Genomic DNA, 13,634 nt, shown 5'->3' with positions numbered 1-13,634 from the left:
CGCGGCCCGCTAGTGCTTGGCTGAGAGGTCCGCGGAAATCAGCCGGGCCGTCTCCACAGTTTCCGTCCGCACCATGTCCAGGTAGGCCGTGGGGTCCGGTTTGGCGGCCACCGACTGGGCCTGCAGCGACACGTTGATGGCCGCCACCACCTTCGTGGGGCCGTGGTAGACCGGCGCCGCGATGGACATCAGCCCCAGCTCAAGCTCCTGGTCCAGGAGGCACCAGCCCTGTGCCCGGACGGCGTCGAGCGCGGCCACGAGGTCCTTCCTGGTGCCGATGGCCCGCGGCGTGAGGGGCTTGATCTCGGCCTCCGCGAGGTACTCCTGGAGCTTGGCCGGCGGCAGCGCGGCGAGCAGCACGCGGCCCATGGACGTGGCGTAGGCCGGGAAACGGGTTCCCACCGTGATGCCGACGTTCATGATCCGGCGGGTGGTCACGCGGGCAATGTACGCGATGTCCCCGCCGTCCAGGACAGCGGCGGACGTCGACTCCCCCAGCCGGAGCGACAGTTCCTCCAGGTGCGGCTGGGCCAGCTGCGGCAGGGACAGGCCGGACAGGTAGGCGTAGCCCAGCTGCAGTACCTGTGCCGTCAGGGCGAAGGTCTTCCCGTCCGTCCGGACGTAGCCCAGCTCAACGAGCGTGTGCAGGAAGCGGCGGGCAGTGGCGCGGGTCAGGTCGGTCCGTGCAGCCACCTCGGTGAGGGTCATCACCGGGTGGTCGGTGTCGAAGGCGCGGATCACGGCCAGGCCGCGCGCCAGGGACTGGACGTACTGGTCGCTGGCCTGGGGCGCAGAGGAGGGCCTGGGCGCGGTCTCTGCTGCTGCGTCGGTCATGGATACCAATCCTATTAGCCCGCCCGGTCCCCTCAAGCGCGAACGGACACTTGGGGCCCTCCCGTTTTGAGCGCGAACGGACACTTGGGGCCCTCCCGTCTTTAGCGCGAACGGACACTTGGGGCCCTCCCGTTGGGGCTTAAGTGTCCGTTCGCGCTGGGCCGGGGTTAGCGACGGCGGGGGCTGCTGTGAGGGGGACCGGCACCAGGGCCTGGAGCTCCTCGAGGGTACAGCCGAAGGTCTCGCGCACCTGGACTCCGTCCGGACCCGTGAGGAACACGGCCTTGTCGGTGTACACGCGGGTCACGCAGCCCACGCCGGTGAGCGGGTAGGTGCAGGATTCGACGATCTTGGAGGCACCGTCGCGGGTCAGGAGCGTCATCATCACAAAGACGTCCTTGGCCCCCGTTGCAAGGTCCATCGCACCGCCCACGGCAGGAATGGCGTCCGGGGCGCCGGTATGCCAGTTGGCGAGGTCACCGGTGGCGGAGACCTGGAACGCGCCGAGGACGCAGATGTCCAGGTGCCCGCCGCGCATGATCGCGAACGAGTCGGCGTGGTGGAAGTAGGACGCACCGGGGAGTTCCGTGACGGGGATCTTGCCGGCGTTGATGAGGTCTTCATCAATCTCGTCGCCCTTGGCCTCGGGGCCCATGCCGAGCATGCCGTTCTCGGTGTGCAGGGTGATGTCCTGCTCCGGTTCCAGGTAGTTGGACACCAGGGTGGGCTGGCCGATGCCCAGGTTTACGAACGAGCCGGGCTTGATGTCCTTCGCCACGAGGCGGGCCAGGTCGTCGCGGCCGAGGGGCGTTTCACTGGTCTGGATCGAACCGGTCTCGCTGCTTGTCTGTGCGCTCATGTCAGGCCACCTTCACAATGCTGTTCACGTAGATGCCGGGGGTCACCACGTTTTCGGGGTCCAGCCCCCCGGTGGGCACGATCTCGGAGACCTGGACAATGGTGTGCTTGGCCGCGGCGGCCATGATCGGACCGAAGTTCCGGGCCGTCTTGCGGTACACCAGGTTCCCGACGCCGTCCGCCTTGAGCGCCTTGATCAGTGCGACGTCGGCGTGGATGGGGGTCTCGAAGACCTGGCCGCGGCCGTCCAGAATGCGGGTTTCCTTACCCTCGGCCAGCATGGTGCCATAGCCGGTGGGCGTGAAGAAGCCACCGATACCGGCGCCGGCAGCACGGATCCGCTCGGCCAGGTTGCCCTGCGGGACCAGTTCCAGCTCGATCTCGCCGGCCTTGTATTTGGCGTCGAAGTGCCAGGAGTCGGACTGCCGCGGGAAGGAGCAGATCATCTTCTTCACCCGGCCTTCCTTGATGAGCAGGGCCAGGCCCTGGTCGCCCTGGCCGGCGTTGTTGTTCACCACGGTGAGCTCACGGGCGCCGCAGTCCATCAGCGCGTCGATCAGTTCGAACGGCTGGCCGGCGTTGCCGAAACCGCCGATCATCACGGTGGAACCGTCCTTGATGCCGGCGACTGCCTCGCCGACGGTGTCAATGAAATTCAGCATGATCAGCTCTCTCTTTTAGGCCGCAGCGCCGGCGGTGACGTTTTCGAGGACGACGGCGAGGCCCTGGCCGACGCCGATGCAGATCGCGGCGACGCCCCAGCGTTCCCCGGAGGCCTGCAGGGACCGTGCCAGGGTGCCCAGGATCCGGCCGCCGGAGGCACCCAGCGGGTGGCCCATCGCGATCGCGCCGCCGTGCCGGTTCACGATCGCGTGGTCAATGCCCCAGGCGTTGATGCAGGCCAGGGACTGTGCGGCGAACGCTTCGTTCAGTTCGACGGCGCCCACCTGGTCCCAGCCGATGCCCGCCTTCGCGAGGGCCTTGTTCGCGGCCTCCACCGGGGCGTAGCCGAAGAACTGCGGATCGTTCGCGTGCGCACCGCGGCCCGCGATCCGGGCCAGCGGCTCCATCCCCAGCAGCCCGGCGGCACTCTCGGACCCAATCCAGGCCGCGGAGGCGCCGTCGGACAGCGGCGAGGCGTTCCCGGCGGTGACGGTGCCGTTCTCGGTGCGGAACACGGTCTTCAGCCCGGCGAGCTTCTCCGCGGAGGACCCGGGACGGATGCCCTCGTCCCGGACCAGGTCGGTGCCCGGCACCGGCGCCACCAGGTTGTCATAGAACCCCTCGTCCCACGCGGCGGCGGACAGGTTGTGGGAGTTCGCGGAGAACTCATCCTGCGCCTCGCGGGTGACGCCGTACTTCCCGGCCAGCCGTTCGGTGGCCTCGCCCAGCGAGATGGTCCAGTCCTTCGGCATGGCCTTGTTCACCAGCCGCCAGCCCAGCGTGGTGGAGGCCAGGTTCAGGTCCCCGGCCGGGTAGGGCTTCTCGGTCTTCGGCAGCACCCACGGGGCTCGGGACATCGACTCGGCCCCGCCGATCAGGATCAGCTCCGCGTCCCCGGCGTTCACCTGGCGGGAGGCGATGATCGCCGCGTCCAGCGAGGATCCGCAGAGCCGGTTCACCGTGGTGCCCGGGACCGACACCGGCAAACCCGCCAAAAGCGTTCCCATCCGGGCCACGTTCCGGTTCTCCTCGCCGGCGCCGTTGGCGTTGCCGAAGACCACCTCGTCGATCCGCTCCACGTCAAGCTTCGGAGCGCGCTTCACGATCTCACCGATCACGTGCGCGGCAAGGTCGTCCGGGCGGACCCCGGCCAAACCGGAGCCGAACTTCCCAAAAGGCGTCCGAACGGCGTCGTACACAAAAGCCTGATTCATAACTGTTCCTCTAATTCCGTCTGTGAGTCCCAACTAGGTCGCAGTTAATGTCGTTTTGACGGCTCAAAACGACACCTGCTGCTACCTAGTTGGGCGGGGTGGGGGCCTGGTCTGTTGCTGCTTTGTCCATTTCACGGAACACCTGCTGCGCGGTTTTGAAGGCGGTGTTGGCGGAGGGAACTCCGCAGTAAATGGCGGTCTGCAGCAGGATTTCCTTGATTTCGTCCCTGCTCAGGCCGTTGGTGATGGCGGCGCGGATGTGCATCGCCAGTTCTTCCCAGTGCCCGTGCGCCACCATGGCCGTGATGGTGACGGCCGAGCGCATCTGCCGCGTCAGGCCCGGGCGGGTCCAGATGCCGCCCCAGGCGATGCGGGTGATCATGTCCTGGAAGTCCTCGGTGAAGGAATCCTTGTTGGCGTTGGCGCGGTCCACATGCGCGGCGCCGAGCACTTCGCGGCGGACCACCATACCGCCGTCGTAAATCTCCTGGCTGGTGGCGTCCGGCTGGACTGCGCCGTGACGTTCCAAGCCATCACCTTCGGCGCCAAGACGTTCGGCGGATGCTTCGGGGCCGGTCATTTGGCTGCTCCTCGGGTTTCGCTCCAGGTGATAAGGCCCTTGAGCAGCTCGGCAACGTGCGCGGGCGCTTCGGCCGGAGCAAGGTGCGCCACGCCCTCCAGCGTCACGGCACTTGCGGTGCCGCCGCCGGCCGTGATGCCCTTCGCCACTTCTTCGGCGAACGACGGCGGAGCGACAGCGTCCTCCGCACCTGCCAAGGCCTGGGTCGGGACGCGGATGCTGCCGAGCTCCTCGCGGACGTCGAAGCCGGCCAGGGCTTCGCAGCAGAACGCGTAGCTGAAGCGGTCGGCGTCGCGCAGGGAGTGCAGCAGCCGGCTGCTGAGCTCGGGCTCGCGCTCCATGAATCCGGGCGCGAACCAGCGTTGCGCGGAACCCTGGATCATCACGGGGGTCCCCTGGCTGCGGACGGTTTCGGCCCGCTCCAGCCAGCCTTCGGGAGTGCCCAGCTTGGCCCCGGAGCACTGCACGGACAGGCTCTTGAGGCGTTCACCGTGCTTGATGCCCAGCTGAAGTCCGGTGGCCCCGCCAAGGGACACTCCGGCGTAGTGGAACCTCTCGCCCGGGGCGATCGAATCAACCAGTTCGACGACGGCGTCAGCCAGTTCGGCGACGTCGAACGTTTCCGTCGCAGCCGGCGAGACGCCGTGGCCGGGCAGGTCCCAGGCGACGACGTCGAAGTCGTCCCCGAGCAGGGCACCGGCCTGGGTCCACAGCACTGAGGACGTCCCCAATGACGGCCCCACCACCAGCAGGGGCTTGTCCCCCAGCGGGCGCTGGGGGGAAAGCAGTACAGCCTTGACTGTTGGTCTAGCCACGGGAAACTCCGTTCAGGTCTGTTTGGATGGGGGTATCTTCGGTGGGATCCGTCGGTGTCGGGCCGCTGCTTCCGGCGAATTCGGGGAAGGCAGCCAGGATGCGTCGGAAGATTTCGGCGGCCTGGCCCAGGTAGCTGGCCGGGTCCAGGAGTTCTTCCAGCCGTTCGTCCGAAAGGGCACTGGCCGGGACAGCCTCACGCAGCAGGCGGCGGTAGGTCCCGGACTGCTCGGCGGCCGGAACCTCGAGCGTCCGGTCCACCACGGACTGGAGCTGCTGCTTGCCGGTCCGGCCGGCGGCACCTGGGTTGTCCTCTGCCGGCAGCGCATCGAGCAGCGGCGCCACGGCGGCGGACACTCCTTCGCTGAGCAGCAGCGGGCCGGACAGGTCCAGGTTGCGGCGCATCGCATCCGGGAAGACCCGCAGCCCTTCGGCGAGCTCCCTGGCGTGGCCGGCGGAGCCGAGCGCCAGGCGGAGCAGCTGCCTGAAGGCGGGCCACTCGCTGTGCCACGCGCCGTCGGGCCGTTCGTCGTTGAAGTTGGCCGCCGCCAGGTGCAGCTGCGCGGCCAGGTAGGGGGCCTGGAGTGCCGCACTGCGGACCAGGACCGACAGGACGGGGTTCTGCTTCTGCGGCATGGCCGACGAAACTCCGCGCCCGGCGGCCCGCGGTTCGGCGAGCTCAGCCACCTCCGGGCGGCTGAGGAACAGCGCGTCCGAGGCGATCTTGCCCAGCGCATCCGTCACGCCGGTCAGGGCGTCGCCCAGCGAGGTCACGGCCAGCCGGTTGGTGTGCCAGGGGCCCGGAGTTGCCGCCAGGCCCAGGTGCGCCGCCAGGTTGCCCGAGAGGTCGAACGGGGTGTCCACCGAATCCCTGGTCAGGACGGTTCCGGCGGCGAGTGTTCCCGCGGCGCCGCCGGTTTGCAGCGGCAGCTCGACGGCTTCAAGGCGGCGTGCGGCGGCAGCGAGCCCGTGGAACCACTGCGCCGCCTTCAGTCCGAACGTGAACGGCAGGGAATGCTGCGTCAGGCTCCTGCCCACGCACAGCGTGTCCGCATGCTGTTCCGCCAAGGCAGCCAGCGCCGTCGTGATCCCCTGCACGTCCGCCAACAGGGCAGCAACGGCGTCGCGGGCCAGCAGCATCAGGGCAGAGTCCAGCACGTCCTGGCTGGTCAGCGAGGTGTGCACGGCACGCACAGCACCCACGTGGTCCGTGTCCAGGGCATTGACCTCGGTCCGGAGATCGGCCAGCAGCGGGATGACCGGGTTGGCGCCGCCCTGCGCGCGGACGGCGATGCCGGCCACGTCATAGCGGTCGACGTCCGCGGCTGAGGCCACGACGGCGGCGGAGCCGGCCGGCGCGAGGCCGGCCTTTTCCAGCACCGAAGCCCAGCCGGACTCGACGGCGAGGATTGCCGCGAGCACCGCCCGGTCCCCCGTCAGCGCCGCCACGGCAGGCGACGCCGACACCGGGCTCAGGAGCCCGACGTCGCCGTCCATGCCGCCCGCGGCATATTCGCTGATGGCGCTGACTGGGCTGTCCGCGCTGGCTGCTCCGGAGGTGCTCACTGTGCGGCGCCCCCGGCAGAGGTTCCCCCGGCGGCCGCTCCCTCGAAGTCGAGGAACACGGTTTCGCCCTCGCCCTGCAGCCGGACGTCCCAAGTGAGTCCGCCGTCAGCATCCCGGCGCGCGATCAGCGTGGAGCGGCGTTCCGGATCCAGGGAGGACAGCAGCGGGTCGGCCGCCAGCGCTTCGGCGTTCTCGGGCAGGTAGACGCGGGTGAAGAGACGGTTCATCAGGCCGCGGGCAAACACGGCCACGGAGATGAACGCCGCCGCACCGGGCTTGGTGGGGCCGGGGTTCACCGTGGTGAAGGTGTACACGCCGCTGTTGCCCACGGAGCTCCGGCCGAAGCCGGTGAACGTGTAGCCGTCGCGGACCAGCGAGCCGGTCCGGTGCACGATGTTGCCGTCGGAATCCGGCTGCCAGATCTCCAGGATCGCGTCCGGGACGGGGTGGCCGGCGCCGTCGTACACGGTGCCCTGCAGGCGGATGGAGCCGGGCGATCCCGGGGCCAGCAGTTCGCGGTCCTTCTCGTACGGCAGGGCGTAGCCGTAGAAGGGGCCTACGGTCTGGCCGGGTGTGGGAGTCAGCTTGGTGGTTGGGCTCACGCTATTCCTCGTCTCCTTCTGCGCCGAATGCTTCGTTTTCGGTCCAGGTCCGCTTGGAGCCCGTCAGGACGATGTCCCACGTGTAGCCCAGCGCCCATTCGGGCCGGGTCAGATCGTGGTCGTAGCTCGCCACCAGGCGGTCCCGGGCATCCTGGTCCACGATGGACTGGTAGATGGGGTCGAGCGGGAACAGCTGGTCACCCGGGAAGTACATCTGGGTGACGATGCGCTGCGTGAACTCCTGCCCGAACAGGGAGAAGTGGATGTGAGCAGGCCGCCAGGCGTTGAGGTGGTTCTTCCACGGGTAGGCGCCGGGCTTGATGGTGGTGAAGCTGTAGGAGCCGTCGGCCCCGGTGATGCAGCGGCCCACGCCCGTGAAGTTGGGGTCGAGCGGTGCCGGGTGCTGGTCCCGCTTGTGGATGTAGCGGCCGGAGGAGTTGGCCTGCCAGATCTCCACCAGCTGGCCGGCGACGGGCCGGCCGTCACCGTCGAGCACGCGGCCGGCGACGATGATGCGTTCGCCCTGGGGCTCACCGTTGTGCTGGATGGTCAGGTCCGATTCCAGTGCGTGCACGTCCTGGTGCCCGAAGGCAGGCGAGTACAGCTCGATGGTTTCCGGATCCGCGTGGTGCAGGCTCTTGGTGGGGTGGCGGAGGATGCTGCTGCGGTACGGCGCGTAGTCCAGCCGCGGCTGGATTTCCGGAGCTTTCCCTGTCTTCAGGGCTGCGGCGTACGCGTCCCCGATTGCCTTGATCTCCGCGCTGAGGTCCTGCTGGGTTTCCACGGCCTTCTTCGGCTGGGTTTGAGGCGCAGCCTGCGGTGCGGTCCCGGGTGCGGCCCCGGGTGCGGCCTGGGGCGCCACGTCCGACACGTCTTCGGTGATCGGATCGGCATTGAATATCTCGAGGTTGATTTCTTCAGGCACGGCAGCCTCCTTTCGGTTGATGGTGTTGAGGTTGGGGGGTCGGTTCAGGTGGTGCGTTTCAGCTGGTGCAGGTGGTCATACTGGACGGCGTGCCGCACCGGGGCGTTGGGGGCGCCGTAGCCGTCGTAGCCGCCGCGGCGTTCCACCATCTCGAAGAACACGCTGCCAACCGTTGCGGTGTAGAAGTGCAGGAATTCGCCGCCGGCGTCGCGGTCGTACAGGAGGTTCAGTTTCCGGAGGGTGTCCAGGAACGCAGGGTCCAGGTCGAAGCGGGCATCCAGGTCCTCGTAGTAGTTCGAGGGGATCTGCAGGAAGTCCAGGCCGCGGTCGCGGGCCTCCCGCGCGGTGGCCACGAGGTCGTCCACGGCGAAGGCGATGTGCTCCTGGTACGTCTTCCGGTGGGCGGTGCCGGTGTCCGCGCCGTCCTGCTGGATGACGGGAGCCAGGTTCAGCACCAAGCGCACGGCGCGGTCGGCGGTAAGCATCACCTGGGAGCGGACCAGCCCGCTGGGGCTGGGCACCTCCGCGAACGGCTGCGGCTCCAGGGCCAGGGCGCTGGTGTAGAACAGCACGGCTTCGTCAAAGTGCTGCCAGGGCTGGGCGAGGTTCACGTGGTCAATCACGGCATTGCGCGCACCGGCAGGGACTTCGGGCCCTGCGCCGAACTCGTGGGTCCAGGCTGCGGTGCCGTCCGGGCTGCCCTGGCAGAGGAAGATCTCGGTGGAGTCCGGCGCGGCGAAGCCCTGGAACACTTCCTCGTTTGCCTGGCTCTTACGCGGCACGGCGGGTGCCTTGAGCTGCCGGGCGCGGGCTGCGGCGATCACCGGCGAATCAACGTCGAAGCCGAGGGCGGCGATGGCGGGCCCGGAACCGGCAGGAATCCCGGCAGGTGCTGCCGCGTCGCCGTCCGCAGAAGGTGCGTCCGGATCCTGCTCGTTGATGATCACGCGTGCGTGGCCCATGGTCCACAGTTGCACGTCCTTGGTGCGGTGTCTGCCGTTGAATTCGAATCCCAGCTGGCCCAGCAGCTTCTCCAGGCCTGCAGTGTCGGCGGCTTTCACCTCGGCGAAGTTGAAGCCTGCCGGTTCGGCCACCTGCGGGAGGGTGGCCAGTTCCATCGGATAACGACGGCGGGCAGGGGCCGCAGGCCCACTAACAACAGGCCCACTAACAGCAGTGCCCACGCCACCTGCACCCGCAGGGGCGTTGGCATCCAGCCATTTGGCGCTCTGTTCCTCGAGCCAGATCAGCGACCGCATGGCGTCCACGGCGGTGCGTTCGACGTCGGACTGGCGGAAGACGTCGTTGAAGACCTCCAGCGAGACCGGCCCGGCGTACCCGGCGCGGACCACGTGGCCCATGAATTTGGCGAGCTCGAACTGGCCCTCGCCGGGGAAGACCCGGTAGTGCCGGCTCCAGGACAGGACATCCATGGAGAGCTTGGGGGCGTCGGCCACCTGGACGAAGAAGATCTTGTCCGCGTTGAAAGCCTCGATGGGCGCGGTGTCCCAGTCGCGGGACAGGATATGGAAGGAGTCCAGGCAGGTGCCGAGGTTCGGGTGGTCCACGGTTTCCACCAAACGGTGGGCGTGCTCGTAGTCGTTGACGTACTTGCCCCAGGCCAGTGCCTCGTAGGCCACCTTGACGCCATGGTCACCGGCGAGTCCGGCCAGCCGGGACAGCTGCTCGGCGCGCAGGGAGTCGTCGTCAACGGTGGCAGTACCCACGTTGGAGCACACCAGGATGGTGTCCATGCCCAGGCGGGACATCAGCTTGAACTTGGCCTCGGCCCGGCGGAGATTGGCGGCGAGGAGGTCCTCGGGAACGCTGTCGAAGTCGCGGAACGGCTGGTAGAGGTCCAGCGTCAGGCCCAGGTCCGCGGCCATTTTCCGGACGTCCTCCGGGCTCAGGGAGGACGTCACCAGGTCCTGCTCGAAAATTTCAATGCCGTCGAAGCCGGCGATGGCGCACGCCTGCATCTTTTCCTTCAGCGTCCCGGACAGGCACACCGTGGCGATCCCGGTACGCATCAGGCAGCCACCTCTTCCGCGGCCACGAGTTCCAGGAAGTGGGAGCGCATGCGGTCCGCGTCGGCTTCCAGGCCGGTGAAGATCCTGAAGGCGTCCGCCGCCTGGCCCACGGCCATGCGGCCGCCGTCCAGCACCTCGCAGCCCTTGGCGCGGGCTTCGCGGACCAGCTCGGTTTCGATCGGGCGGTAGACAATGTCCGCCACCCAGTGCCGGGATTCGAGCAGGGACAGGTCCAGCGGGACGCCCGGGTGGGCTGCCATGCCCACGGGGGTGCAGTGCACCAGGCCGTCGGCGAGGGGCATCAGCTGCGGCAGCTCCGCCGTCGTGCGGGCTGTGACGGTGCTGGCCGGGAAGAATCCGGCCAGTTCGGCGGCGCGCGCGGCGCAGCGGGCAGCGTCCGTATCCACGAGGTCAAGGTGGCGGACGCCCGCGGTGAGCAGGGCGTACGCGACGGCGGAGCCGGCGCCGCCGGCACCCAGCTGGACCACGCGGTCAAGCTTTGCGCCGGGAAGGCCGGAGGCGAGGGCGGCCGCGAAGCCGGAGAAGTCGGTGTTGTGGCCGATGAAGCGGCCGTCCCGGATGGTGACTGTGTTGACGGCTCCGAGGCGGCGGGCGTCCGGCGAGATTTCATCGAGGTGGTTTAGGACCAGCTGCTTGCACGGGTGGGTGATGTTCAGCCCGTTGAAGCCGAGGCGGTGTGCGCTCTGCAAGAGCTCTCCCACGGAGGCGCCTGGCAGGCCCAGCTCCAGGAGGTCGATGGGGCGGTAGAGATACCGCAGGCCCTGCACGTCGCCTTCGCGCTCGTGCATGTGGGGCGTGAGCGACGGCATGACGCCATCACCTACGAGGCCCACCAGAAAGGACTCTGCCCGATTGCTCATCCGTATAGCTCCTTTGACAACGGCATCCGGCTTGCCGGGGCGCCCTGGGCGCCGGCGGCGGGCCGGGTGATAGGGATTACAGTACAGGAAATGTTCACATATTGCACTGATGTTCTTATGGCGAACAAGTGACGACGCCGGCGACTGCTACCGGGGGCAGTGCGGCTCATCGCTGCGGCAGCCTGGCGGACAGTTCGGCGGCGGCCTCCTGGAGCGCCGGGACAAGCGCCACCAAGTCCTCCAAGCTGAGCCGGAAGACCGGAACCGCCGTGGCCAGGGACGCAAACGCGAAGCCCTGGGCATTGAAGACCGGCACAGCGACGGCGCGCATGCCCAGCTCGTTTTCCTCATCCATGACGGCATAGCCCCGGCGGCGGACCTGCTCGATCTCGGACCGGAAGGCCTCCCGGTCCGTGATCGAGAATTCCGTGAGCGGCTCCAGCTCCAGCTCTTCCACGAGGCGCTGGCGTTCGGCATCCTCGGCAAATGCCACGAGCGCCTTGCCCACGGACGTGGTGTGGAGGGCGCCGAGGTGGCCTGGATCGCTGGTGACGCGGAACGTCTGGGGGCCGTCCACCTTGTTGACGGTGAGGTGGTGGTTCCCGTCCCGCACGGAGAGGATGGTGGCCTCCCCGGTCTTCTCGGTGACGCGCCGGAGGATGGGCAGGGCCGTGCCGGCAAACCCGTGGTGGTTGGATACTCGCTGGCCGAGCTGGAACACGCGGAGCCCCAGGTGGTAACGGCGTCCGTCGGGTTCATAGTCCACAAAACCGTCCCGCGTGAGCGAGCCTAGCAGCCTGTAAGTGGTGCTGAACGGCAGCTCAGCACGGCGCGACAGCTCTGCCGCGCTGGCGCCCCGCGGCTCATCGCCCAGCAGCACCAGCAGGCCCAGGGCCTTGCCCACCATGTCCGTCCGGGAGTCCTCCTTGGGAGCCTTGGGAGCCTTCGCTGTCTTCGCTGCCGCTCCTGCATCTTCGGCCGCGGCCGGTTCTGTGTCTTGATTCACACTCATAACCCGATGTTGCCACATCGTGAGAGCTATTTCTAGATGGTGATTATTTTTCTTGACAGGTGATGGTCCTCACAGCCATCATTGCTGTATCGCAAAAGTAGCTCCCACCATGTGGCTACTTCCGCAGGGTCTTCACAAGGACCTCCAGCCGCCGCCTGCTGAGCCTCCATGGGGCCTCCGGCCGGGATTTCCAGAAATGAAGCGCGGCAGCTGCGAACATCCTGATCCATCCGCGACAATGTCGTCACACAAAGGAACACCATGAGCCAGACACTCCCGTCCACGACGCCGGGCACCGTTGCACCGGCCGGGACCCCGAAGAAGGCAGCCCTCGCCAGCTTCCTGGGCAGCGCCGTTGAGTACTACGACTTCTTCATCTTCGGTTCCGCCGCCGCGCTGATCTTCCCGCACGTGTTTTTCCCCAACGCTGATGCCAACGCCGCCATCATGTCCTTCGCCACGTTCGGCTTTGCCTATGTGGCACGCCCGATCGGCGCCGTCATCCTCGGCCACTTCGGCGACCGCGTCGGCCGGCAGAAGGTCCTCATGTTCACCCTGGTGCTGATGGGCGCGTCAACCTTCCTCATCGGCTGCCTCCCCGACTTCAATACGGTGGGCTGGTGGGCTCCCGCCCTGCTGGTGCTGGCGCGCCTCTGCCAGGGCCTCTCCGCGGCGGGCGAGCAGGCGGGCGCCTCCTCCATGACCCTGGAACACGCCCCGGACAACCGGCGCTCCTTCTTCACCTCCTGGACCCTCACCGGCACCCAGGGCGGCCAGATCCTCGCGGCCCTCGTCTTCATCCCCGTGCTCGCCCTGCCTGACGAGGTCAAGTACGGCATCGGCTGGCGCATCCCGTTCTGGCTCAGCGCCGTAGTAGTCCTGGTGGCGTTCTTCATCCGCCGCACCCTGCACGAGCCGCCGGCATTCGCCGAAGCCCAGAAGTCCGCCGCAATCTCCAAGCTGCCGGTGGCCGATCTGCTCAAGCACCACTGGCGCGACGTCCTCCGCGTGGTCGCCTGCGCCTTCATCGCCGCCGTGTCCACCGTGTTCGGAACCCTCGCCATCAGCTACGCCAAGACCGTCGCAGGGGTGGACGGCACCACCACCCTGTGGCTTGTGGTCGGCGCCAACTTCGTGGCCCTCGGCACCCAGCCCCTGTTCGGCATGCTGTCAGACAGGATCGGCCGCAAGCCCGTCTTCATCTACGGCGCAGTGGCCAGCGCGGTCCTGACCCCGGTGTTCCTGCTGAGCCTCGAATCCGGCAGTGTTCCGCTGATGTTCCTCGCGGCCATCGGGTTCTTCTCGTTTGGTTACGCCGCCTCCAACGCCGTCTGGCCGTCCTTCTACGCCGAGATGTTCAGCACCAAGGTCCGGTTCTCCGGCCTGGCGATCGGCACCCAGCTGGGCTTCCTGATGGCCGGCTTCGCCCCGGCGATCGTGGCGGCAATGGGCGGCATCAAGCCCGGCGGCTGGGTCCAGATCAGCATCTTCACGGCCGTCATCTGCGGTATCGCCGCAGTATCGGCCCTCACGGCCAAGGAATCCTTCAAGACACCCACCCGGGAGCTCGGCCTGAAGTAAGGCGCACAACTGCAGAAGTACGACGGCGGCCCGTCCCCTCTTGGGGGCGGGCCGCCCGGGGTTTAAGTACGCGAG

13 protein-coding genes are annotated in these 13,634 nt (G+C 68.0%); 1 reads left to right on the top strand and 12 read right to left on the bottom strand.

Annotated features, from left to right (window positions below; translation table 11 throughout):
* Positions 1-9: 9 nt before the first annotated feature.
* The 12 genes from AC1DRE_RS10610 to AC1DRE_RS10555 all read right to left on the bottom strand — a co-directional run bounded on the left by AC1DRE_RS10610 (position 10) and on the right by AC1DRE_RS10555 (position 11,978).
* Positions 10-834, bottom strand: coding sequence for an IclR family transcriptional regulator domain-containing protein (locus AC1DRE_RS10610; protein WP_476984599.1), 825 nt, complete (start codon positions 832-834; stop codon positions 10-12).
* A gap of 139 nt (positions 835-973) precedes the next feature.
* Positions 974-1,693: a 3-oxoacid CoA-transferase subunit B gene (locus AC1DRE_RS10605; RefSeq protein WP_476984598.1), complete on the bottom strand. Its 720-nt coding sequence runs from the start codon at positions 1,691-1,693 to the stop codon at positions 974-976.
* Position 1,694: 1 nt separating this feature from the next.
* Positions 1,695-2,354 carry a 3-oxoacid CoA-transferase subunit A gene (locus tag AC1DRE_RS10600; RefSeq protein ID WP_476984597.1) on the bottom strand — a complete coding sequence of 220 codons (660 nt, stop codon included), beginning with the start codon at positions 2,352-2,354 and terminating at the stop codon, positions 1,695-1,697.
* A gap of 15 nt (positions 2,355-2,369) precedes the next feature.
* Positions 2,370-3,569 (bottom strand): thiolase family protein, encoded by a 1,200-nt coding sequence (locus AC1DRE_RS10595; RefSeq protein WP_476984596.1) that lies wholly within the window; start codon positions 3,567-3,569, stop codon positions 2,370-2,372.
* Positions 3,570-3,654: 85 nt separating this feature from the next.
* Complete coding sequence (gene pcaC / locus AC1DRE_RS10590) at positions 3,655-4,149, bottom strand: 4-carboxymuconolactone decarboxylase (RefSeq protein WP_476984595.1); 495 nt, start codon at positions 4,147-4,149, stop codon at positions 3,655-3,657.
* Positions 4,146-4,964 carry an alpha/beta fold hydrolase gene (locus AC1DRE_RS10585; RefSeq protein WP_476984594.1) on the bottom strand — a complete coding sequence of 273 codons (819 nt, stop codon included), beginning with the start codon at positions 4,962-4,964 and terminating at the stop codon, positions 4,146-4,148. The genes pcaC and AC1DRE_RS10585 overlap by 4 nt, the downstream gene beginning before the upstream one ends.
* Positions 4,957-6,459, bottom strand: coding sequence for a lyase family protein (locus tag AC1DRE_RS10580; protein WP_476984736.1), 1,503 nt, complete (start codon positions 6,457-6,459; stop codon positions 4,957-4,959). Before AC1DRE_RS10580 ends, AC1DRE_RS10585 begins: the two co-directional genes overlap by 8 nt.
* Positions 6,460-6,524: 65 nt before the next feature.
* Positions 6,525-7,130: a protocatechuate 3,4-dioxygenase subunit alpha gene (pcaG, locus tag AC1DRE_RS10575; RefSeq protein ID WP_476984593.1), complete on the bottom strand. Its 606-nt coding sequence runs from the start codon at positions 7,128-7,130 to the stop codon at positions 6,525-6,527.
* Between the two features lies 1 nt (position 7,131).
* A complete protein-coding gene (pcaH, locus tag AC1DRE_RS10570; protein ID WP_476984592.1) occupies positions 7,132-8,055 on the bottom strand; it encodes a protocatechuate 3,4-dioxygenase subunit beta in 924 nt (307 codons plus the stop codon).
* 44 nt (positions 8,056-8,099) lie between these two features.
* Positions 8,100-10,085: a bifunctional sugar phosphate isomerase/epimerase/4-hydroxyphenylpyruvate dioxygenase family protein gene (locus AC1DRE_RS10565; protein ID WP_476984591.1), complete on the bottom strand. Its 1,986-nt coding sequence runs from the start codon at positions 10,083-10,085 to the stop codon at positions 8,100-8,102.
* The gene (locus AC1DRE_RS10560) at positions 10,085-10,966 is read right to left on the bottom strand and encodes a shikimate dehydrogenase (protein ID WP_476984590.1); all 882 of its coding nucleotides are present in this window, start codon (positions 10,964-10,966) and stop codon (positions 10,085-10,087) included. Before AC1DRE_RS10560 ends, AC1DRE_RS10565 begins: the two co-directional genes overlap by 1 nt.
* Positions 10,967-11,132: 166 nt before the next feature.
* Positions 11,133-11,978, bottom strand: coding sequence for an IclR family transcriptional regulator (locus AC1DRE_RS10555; protein ID WP_476984589.1), 846 nt, complete (start codon positions 11,976-11,978; stop codon positions 11,133-11,135).
* Positions 11,979-12,239: 261 nt separating this feature from the next.
* On the opposite strand from AC1DRE_RS10555, the gene AC1DRE_RS10550 reads away from it, so the two are divergent.
* Positions 12,240-13,559, top strand: coding sequence for an MFS transporter (locus AC1DRE_RS10550; protein ID WP_476984588.1), 1,320 nt, complete (start codon positions 12,240-12,242; stop codon positions 13,557-13,559).
* Positions 13,560-13,634 lie beyond the last annotated feature (75 nt).

This window comes from Arthrobacter sp. P4_H3 (assembly GCF_056400885.1).
Note: the sequence above shows the minus strand (reverse complement) of the source record. Positions and strands in the feature narration are given on the sequence as shown.